The sequence below is a fragment of the Clostridium sp. K04 genome, assembly GCF_019734375.1.
GTDB lineage: Bacteria > Bacillota > Clostridia > Clostridiales > Clostridiaceae > Clostridium > Clostridium saudiense.
The window spans coordinates 1-9,065 of sequence record NZ_JAASHD010000065.1 but is presented as its reverse complement, the minus strand read 5'-3'; the positions used below and the strand labels follow the sequence as shown (position 1 = coordinate 9,065).

Below are 9,065 nucleotides of genomic sequence, written 5' to 3'. Positions count from 1 at the left end.
CTTCCCATAAAAATTGCTCCCTCTATAGTAATGACAGTTTTATTATTTTAACTGTCTACTATAAAGGGAGCATATCAACCAAGTGGATTCTGTTATTTTTATTTATAAAAAAAAATCTACATACAACTAGAAATAAAGTCTTCAAATAATTGAAGCATGACAGAATCTTTTAATGAAAGCATTTCAGGATGCCATTGAACTCCTACTACAAAATTTTTGCCTTCCATTTCAATAGATTCAATAATTCCATCTGGAGCAGTTGAAGAGGCGATAAGATTATTACCAAGATCTTTAATAGCTTGATGGTGAGCACTATTTACAATGTATTTATCGCCTAAGATATTATGGATTTTGCTATTTTCTTTAATTGATATTGGATGACAGATATTTGATAAATGACTATTTTGATTATGAAGTATTGCATTAGGAACAGTATGTGATATATCTTGATAGAGTGTACCACCTGCTGCTACATTTAATACTTGTATACCTCTGCATATTCCTAATATCGGTATGTTTAGAGATAAAGCTTTTTTTGTTATGGAAATTTGATACCAATCTATAAAATCATTACATTTTCCAAGGTGAGTTTCTGGAGAAGTATTGTATAAGAGTGGATTGATATCAGCACCACCAGGTAATAAAATACCATTACAAAGTGATAATTGATTCTCTAAAACATCTTTATCTCCAATAATAGGAAGATATATGGGGATTCCATTAGCTTTTGCAATACATTTTGAATAGTTATTATTATTATAATCAAAATAATTCCCTGCAAATGAAAGATTACACTCTGTATATAAAGAACCTACAATACCAATAATTGGTTTGTTCATTTTAACCTCCATAAAATTTATTGTTTATAATATATAGTATAGTAGAAAACCAACCTATTGTTTACTATAGTAATAAAGAAAAAAATGGACCATTATTAAAATAATCCATTTATTTTTTATTACAAAAACAACTATACTAATTAAAAGTTACGTGTAATGTTTATCTTATTATACAGTTTAGTAAAGACTATATATATCAGAAAATTCAATATTGCATTTATCTAATTTACTATGGCTATCTTCGTTTATATTATAAATAATATCTGAATTATTAATAGTTTGAAGTGGTAAAGTAAAGGTAAATTCGGAACCAATATCTTTAGTACTGTAAACAGCAATTTTGCCACCATGCATTTGAACAAGCGATTGTACAAGGGATAAGCCTATTCCACTTCCTTCACATTTCCTAGTTAAAGTATCATCAACTTGTATAAATCTTTCAAAAATAATAGATATATTTTCTTTAGGGATTCCAATACCAGTATCTTTAACAGAAATAATAACAGTATCTTCAGTTTTATCAATAAATACATTTATTATTCCAGGTGATTTAGTATATTTAACTGCATTAGAAAGAAGATTTAACATAATTCTTTCAATCTTATCAGGATCGCATGAGATAATTATTTCTTCAAAAGAGGTATCGAAAATTAAATCTATGCCTTTATCTTTCATATACTGTGCTACAGATATTGTTATATCTTCAATTATAGAAACTATGTTACAATTTTTAGGCTGTATTTCATAATAACCACTATCTATTTTGGTAATATCAATTAAATTATTAGCAAGTCTTAGAAGTCTGTAAGAATTTTGTTTGATTGAATTTGTATATTTTTTCAAGTTGAAATCTTTAGAGAATTTAATATTTTTATTAAAGATATTATGATTAATTACTTGCAAGCTAGCTAAAATTATATTAAGTGGTGTTTTAAATTCATGAGATATATTAGCAAAAAATTCATTTTTAATATTTTCTACATGTAATGACTCTTCCATAAGTTTTTTTTCAATTTCTAATTCTTTTTTATCGGTAATATCTTTTCCAGTGAACATAATAACATTATCTGAATTAATATAGGAACAATTCCAATTAAGCCATTTTATACAGTTGTTTTTAGTAATTAACCTAATACATAAATCGGTAATAGTTGATATAGAGTCTAAGTTGCCACTAAATAAATCATGAAGTTTATATTTATCATTACTATGTGTTAGAGTTAATAAATTCATAGATAGTAATTCTTCTTTAGTATATCCTAAGAGTTTAATCCAACCTTCATTAATTTTTAAGAAGTCTCCGTTAGAAGCTATAGTTGCTGTTAAATCTGTTGCTGTTCTTAATAAAAAAGAAAGCTCTTTTTCAGTTTTAAGGCGTTTATGTAATTCTATTTTTAGATTATTAGATAAAAGATAATTATGCATTGACATACCAAAGTGATTACAAAGTGTAGATATAAAGTCATTACGATTAACTACAGGAGTAAATTTATCTTTATATCCTATATAAATTAATCCTAAAAATTTATTATTATAGAAAATGGGTTGTACACATATTTGCTTTATAGTTTTTCTATAATATTTATGAAGTTTATTTGAAGCTAAAGAATCTATATCATATAATCCCCATCCTGTAAAAGGTTTAATAAGGGTTTCATATTGGTAATGTGTTAATTGAATTGACTGAAAATTCTTTGTAAGTTCATCGTAAGAAGAACTACAATAAGGAATTAATGATTCATTAAAGTATATCCAAGCATGAAATTCATCACAATTTAATGATTCTAAAATAGCATCACTAAGTTCATTAAAGAAAGTAAATTCATTAGTACAATCTAGATTTTGTTTTAATAAATTATTAATACTATTTAATTGTACATTGCTTTTGGCTATATCTATTTCATAATTATTTTTTAGTGTTAATGATTTATCTATTCTTTCAAATTTTTTTATATTATCTTTATTATTAAATATAAAATTTTTATGATTATCACAAGTGATATTATCAGTATAATTTTCAAGCTTAATAAATATGCTATCAGTATTTTTATATAAACCTCTAGAGGTATTGATATTAAATTCAATTGGAAAAGAATTTTTAGAAATAATATATAAGTTTTTTAATGGTGTATCTTTTAGTAAAAAAGCATTAATGTCCTTGGTGAATGTTAAAGATAAAATGTTTTTATTAATTATCTCATTAGGTTTATAACCAAGCTGTATAAGAAGAGATTTGTTTAAAAATAAAATTTTACCGGTATAATCTATAATAAGTATTTTTTCGTTTAAAGTATTTAAAAAATTTTCCATTACTCCTCCAAGAATATTTCACTATTTATATATTTGATTTCAATTATAACCTTATTTTAACAAAAAAAGTAGTATTATTGTGGAAAAAGTATAAAATATTAAGAAAAAATGAAAAGAAAGTAAAATAAAAGCGAAAAAGATAAATTCTAATTTGTAATTATTCAAGTTGTAATTATAATTATAGAATGATAAAATTATTTGAAGGTTTTAATAAATAAATCTTATATTTAAGCTTTATTGAATATAAGATTTATTTATTAAGTTCTACAATTTACACAAAGGAAAAGAAATAAATGAAAAATAATATAGTTAGAGTTATTTATATTACCTTATTAGCAATCGCCATTTTAGGAGTTGAGAAAGGATATAATGTTTATGCTAAAGAACAAATAAATTTTAAAAATATTACAATAGAAGATGGTCTTATCCAAGGAACTGTTGAAGCACTTTTTCAAGATAGCAAAGGATATATTTGGATAGGAACTAACGATGGTTTATGTAGATATAATGGATATCAATTTAATGTATATAGAGTTGAAGAGAATAATAATAGTATCAATAATAATTATATATTAGATATTAAAGAAGATGAAGATGGAGATATTTGGGTAGCAACAGCAGATGGATTAAGTAGAATAAGAAATAATGGACAATCTATAATTAATTATTTAGATAAAAGTGATAATGGTAATCTAACTAATGCAAATGTAAATAGTATATTAATAACTAAAGATAATAAAATATTAGCAGCAACTGCAGATGGATTAAATATTTATAATGAAGAAAAAGACTGTTTTGAAGAGATATATAGAAGTGAAATTTCAAATACATATATTGAGAGTATAACTGAAGATGAAGACGGAAACATATGGCTTGGAACAAATACTGGGGTAAATAAGATTAATATAACTTCCGGTAAAGTAGATGTATTTTTATTGAGTAGTGAAAATGAGAATGAGAATGAAAAGACGATTAATGAAATATATAAAGTATATTACGATAAAAATGGGTATATATGGGTTGGTACTAGAAATGCAGGAGCATATAGCATTAATATTAAGACTAACGAAATAAAAAGATATGTACATAATGATGATAAAACTTCTTTAGGTGGAAGTTTTATAAAAAGCTTTTTAAGAGATGATAATGGTCAAATGTGGATTGGTACAGATTTGGGTTTATCTAAATTAGATGAAGAGAGTGATACTTTTATTACATATAAGAATAAAATCTATGATAGAAATTCTATTGTAGATGATAATATTTTTTCTTTAATTCAAGACCAAACTGGATTAATGTGGATAGGAACATATGCAGGGATTAGTATTTTTAATCCAGAGAGTGAGATTCAACATTATAAAAATGATCCATTTGATAATTCAACTATAAGTAACAATATGATAACAGCTTTATATGAAGATGATGAAGGATATCTTTGGATAGGTAGTAAGTATAAAGGGATAGACGTTTTAAATGGAAATAAAGATAAAATAATTAATATTAGCTCGGAAACTATGAATATTTTTAAAACAGATGATATTTATGATATAGATGGAAATAAAGAAGAAATATATATAGCTACAGATAAAGGTATTACCATAATAAATAAGAGTAGTAAAACTTATAAGAATTATAGTGATTTTATTGTTTCTGGTGATAAAACTGTTAAAAGATTATTATATGATGACGGGTACTTGTGGGTTGGAACGAAAGAAGGATTATATATTTTAAACTTAGAGACAAAGGAATCAATAGATTTAAATTATATCATAAAAAAGTATAGTTATAGTGACAATTATATAGGAGATATTTTTAAAGATAGCTCTGGAGAGTATTGGATTGGAATGTTTAGGCAAGGTGGCTTAATAAGATTAAATCCAGTAGATAATACAGTAACTGTGTATAAAAATATAAAAGGTAATAAAAATTCTTTAAGTAATAATTCTATTAGGGTTATTTCAGAGGACAACTATGGAAATATATTGATTGGAACTAGTTTTGGGTTAAATATACTTAATAAATCAGGGGATAAATTTTTAAGATATACAACAAAATATGGTCTTGCTAATAATACCATATATGGTATATTAACAGACTTTAATGGAGCCATATGGTGTAGTACTAATATGGGGATTTCTAAAATAGATTCAAAAAGTGGAGTGATTATTAATTTAGATGTTACTGATGGTTTACAAAGTAATGAATTTAATGGAAATGCTTATTTAAAGAGTAGCAATGGAGATTTATTATTTGGTGGAATAAATGGATTTAATATTATTTCACCTAAAGATATAAAAAGTAATAATAAAATATATAGTTTAATATTAGACGAAGTAAAAGTTAACGGAGTTAAAAGAAACATTAAAGATATTAATAAATTAGAGTATTATGAAAATAATATTTTTATAGAATACTTTTTACCTAATTACAAAAATGTTAGTGGTATACAATATTATTATTGCTTAGATGAGAATGGTGATGAATGGTTTGAAATGGATGGTAATTCAATTACTTTAAGTAATTTATCACCAGGAGATTATATTTTTAAAGTAAAAGCAAGAAGTAATAATGGATTAATTACAGAAGAATCAAGTATTCACTTTTATATAAAGTATCCATTTTGGGCAAGTAAATATGCTATTTTACTTTATATAGGCATAATAGTTGCATTTGTTATTAATAGTATAAATAAAGTTAAAAAATTAGATAATTTAGTTGAATTAAGAACAAAAGAATTAAGCGAAGAAATGGATAGAAATTCAGAGTTATTTAATAGGATAATTGATTTAGAAAAAAGAAAGAATAGTTATTTAATTAATTTATCACATGAATTAAGAACTCCACTAAATGTTATTTATTCAACTGAGCAATTAATAAAAGAATTAAATAAAAATGAAGAGGGTATAGGAAGAGAAAAGCTTGATCATTATATGAGCATTATTAAAAATAATACCAAAAGATTATTAAAAATAATAAATGACTTAATAGATTCTTCAAAGATTGAGCATGGTAGTTATAATATAAATATTGAAGAAATAGATATTGTTTATGTTGTTGAAGAAGCAGCCTTATCAATGAAAGAATATATTGGGGCAAAGGATATCGAGTTAATAGTAGATCCTGAGATAGAAGAAAAAATAATAGAAGCTGATAAGAGCGAAATTGAAAGATGTATAGTTAATATAGTTGGTAATGCATATAAATTTACAGAGCCAGGTGGAGTAATAAAGGTAGTAATTATTGATTTAGGAGATAGTGTTAGAATAGAAATATCAGATACTGGAATTGGAATTGATAAAAAATATCATGATTTAATATTTAATAGATTTAATCAAGTTATTGATCCATCATCTGAAGTTAAAAAGGGAAGTGGATTAGGATTAACTATTACCAAGAAGATAATTGATCTTCATAATGGTGATATTTACGTAAAAAGTATACCAGGACAAGGAAGTAAGTTTATTATAGTGTTACCAGTTAAGCAAGAAAGGTAGTATCTTTCAAATTATGATATAACCTCATTAGTGAGTAGGAGATTAGTAAATGAGAAAGTTTAAGAAAATATATATAGAAATTACTAATGTATGTAATTTAAGTTGTAATTTTTGCCCAAAGACAAATAGAAAATATAAATTTATGAATAGGGAAGAATTTAACTATATAATTAATGAAATAAAGCCATATACAAATCACGTATATTTTCATTTAATGGGAGAACCTTTATTAAATGAAAATATAGAAGGATTTTTTGAAGAATGCCATAAAAATGAGCTAATGGTTAATTTAACTACCAATGGAACATTACTTAATAAAAATTCAGAAAAGCTTATTAATGCAAAATCATTGAGACAAGTAAATATTTCATTACATAGCTTTGAAGCAAATGAAAGCAATGTAGAATTATATGAATATATTAATAGAGTTACTGATTTTATTAATGAAGCTAGGGAAAAAAGTGATATTATATGTGCAATAAGACTTTGGAACATGGATAATGAAGAATTGAAGGGTGCTAATAAATTAAATTTAGAAATATTAAATTTATTAGAGAAAAATCTTAATTTAGATTTTTCATTAGCGGAGAAGTTACAGGAAACGCATAAAATTAAGTTAAAGGATAAAGTATATTTAAATATGGCTGAAAAATTTAACTGGCCAGATATTAGTATAAATTCTATTGGTGAAGAAGTATTTTGTCATGGACTTAGAAATCAAGTAGGAATATTAGTTGATGGTACAGTTGTTCCTTGTTGCCTAGATAGTGAGGGAACTATTGAATTGGGAAATGTTTTTAAAGAACCATTTGTAAGTATTTTAGAAGGCAAAAGGGCATCTGATATATACAATGGATTTTCTAGAAGAGTAGCAGTGGAAGATCTCTGTAAGAGATGTGGCTATGCAACAAGATTTAAAAAATAATATTTAATTAAGAGCTTTTAGATAGATAAATATGGATTACAAGTAAAATTGAATCCTATAACTAAGGAGGAAAAATGGAAGAAAGAAGTTTAAAAAAAGAAATTAGTCTTTTTATGGCTACAATGCTTGTGTGTGGTAATATGATAGGTTCAGGAGTATTTATGTTACCTTCAACATTAGCACAAGTATCAGGACCTGGGGCAACTATAATTGCATGGATAATAACAACTATTGGATCAATATTAATTGCAATTTCATTTGCTAATCTTGGAACTAAGTATCCTTCTACTGGAGGAGCATATCAATATACTAAGGAAGCTTTTGGAGATTTTGCAGGCTTTTTAAGTGCGTGGTTATACTGGAATGGGTCATGGATAGGAAATGCAGCTATTATTGTAGCAATAACTAGCTATGCATCAGCAGTTATTCCTGCATTAAGCAATCCAATGATTTCAATAATATTTTCTAGTGCAATTTTATGGATATTTACAATAGTTAATATTTTAAGTGTAAAAATTGCTGGAAAGCTTCAATCATTTGTAACTGTATTTAAAATCGGATTTTTTGCACTTTTTATTATTGTAGCATTTTTAAACTTTGATAATGTTAATATACTTCCTTTATTCCCAGAAGGAAAAGGGTTAAGTACGGTACCATTAGCTGCAACATCAACATTATGGGCATTTATAGGATTAGAAAGTGCTACTGTTGCAGCAGGAGAAATTAAAAATCCAGAAAAAAATATAAGAAAAAGTACTATTTATGGTTTAATAATTGCGTCAGTAATATATTTAGCAATAAGTATAGCAAGTATGGGAGCAATGGATAATAAAACATTAGCAAATAGTACTGCGCCACTTACTGATATATTAACCAATTCATTAGGAAACGGAGTTGGGAAAATTCTAACTATTGCAGTTGTTGTTTGTATTTTAGGAACTATTATTGGATGGTTATTAGCTACAGCAAGAGTTTCTTATGCTGCTGGGGTTGATGGTGTATTCCCTAAATTTTTTGGAAAGATAAATGAGAAAACAGGAACACCTATAAATTCACTTATATTTGGATCTGTTTTAGTTAATATATTATTAGTGATGAATTTCCAAAAAGGTATGGTTGATGCATTTACATTTATAACAATATTAGCAACACTTTCATATTTACCTGTATATATATTAAGTGTTTCAGCAGAAATGATGTTAACATTTAAAGAAAATAAAGAATTTAGTTTTAAAATATTTATTAAAAAATCTATATTACCATTATTAGCATTTATATATGTATTATGGACTATATATGGCTCAGGTGCTGAAACAGTAATGTGGGGCTTCATACTTATGCTTTTAGGAATACCTGTATATGTGTATAATCATCATAAAAATGAAATAAGTAAATAATAAAAAATCAGTAGCATTTTTAATGAACTGCTCCCTGTCAAGTAGACAGGGTAAATAATAAAAAATTATGATGCTAAGGTATGACTCCTATATTCAAGCG

The 9,065-nt window shown here is 25.4% G+C and carries 5 protein-coding genes; 3 read left to right on the top strand and 2 right to left on the bottom strand.

The window, feature by feature from the left end; translation table 11 throughout:
- Positions 1-116: 116 nt before the first annotated feature.
- Positions 117-839 (bottom strand): gamma-glutamyl-gamma-aminobutyrate hydrolase family protein, encoded by a 723-nt coding sequence (locus HCG70_RS16705; RefSeq protein ID WP_221698048.1) that lies wholly within the window; start codon positions 837-839, stop codon positions 117-119.
- Between the two features lie 177 nt (positions 840-1,016).
- Positions 1,017-3,149, bottom strand: coding sequence for an ATP-binding protein (locus HCG70_RS16700; RefSeq protein WP_052330584.1), 2,133 nt, complete (start codon positions 3,147-3,149; stop codon positions 1,017-1,019).
- Between the two features lie 293 nt (positions 3,150-3,442).
- Here HCG70_RS16700 and HCG70_RS16695 point away from each other — a divergent pair, with 293 nt between their 5' ends.
- From HCG70_RS16695 to HCG70_RS16685, 3 genes are all read left to right on the top strand, one after another.
- A complete protein-coding gene (locus tag HCG70_RS16695; RefSeq protein ID WP_042394982.1) occupies positions 3,443-6,643 on the top strand; it encodes a two-component regulator propeller domain-containing protein in 3,201 nt (1,066 codons plus the stop codon).
- A gap of 49 nt (positions 6,644-6,692) precedes the next feature.
- Positions 6,693-7,568 carry a radical SAM/SPASM domain-containing protein gene (locus HCG70_RS16690; RefSeq protein WP_042394980.1) on the top strand — a complete coding sequence of 292 codons (876 nt, stop codon included), beginning with the start codon at positions 6,693-6,695 and terminating at the stop codon, positions 7,566-7,568.
- Between the two features lie 74 nt (positions 7,569-7,642).
- Positions 7,643-8,965 carry an APC family permease gene (locus HCG70_RS16685; protein WP_042394978.1) on the top strand — a complete coding sequence of 441 codons (1,323 nt, stop codon included), beginning with the start codon at positions 7,643-7,645 and terminating at the stop codon, positions 8,963-8,965.
- Positions 8,966-9,065 lie beyond the last annotated feature (100 nt).

Coding starts and splice junctions, on each gene's coding strand:
- HCG70_RS16695 (WP_042394982.1), top strand. CDS start 3,443: ATGAAAAATAATATAGTTAGAGTTATTTATATTACCTTATTAGCAATC.
- HCG70_RS16705 (WP_221698048.1), bottom strand. CDS start 839: ATGAACAAACCAATTATTGGTATTGTAGGTTCTTTATATACAGAGTGT.
- HCG70_RS16685 (WP_042394978.1), top strand. CDS start 7,643: ATGGAAGAAAGAAGTTTAAAAAAAGAAATTAGTCTTTTTATGGCTACA.
- HCG70_RS16690 (WP_042394980.1), top strand. CDS start 6,693: ATGAGAAAGTTTAAGAAAATATATATAGAAATTACTAATGTATGTAAT.
- HCG70_RS16700 (WP_052330584.1), bottom strand. CDS start 3,149: ATGGAAAATTTTTTAAATACTTTAAACGAAAAAATACTTATTATAGAT.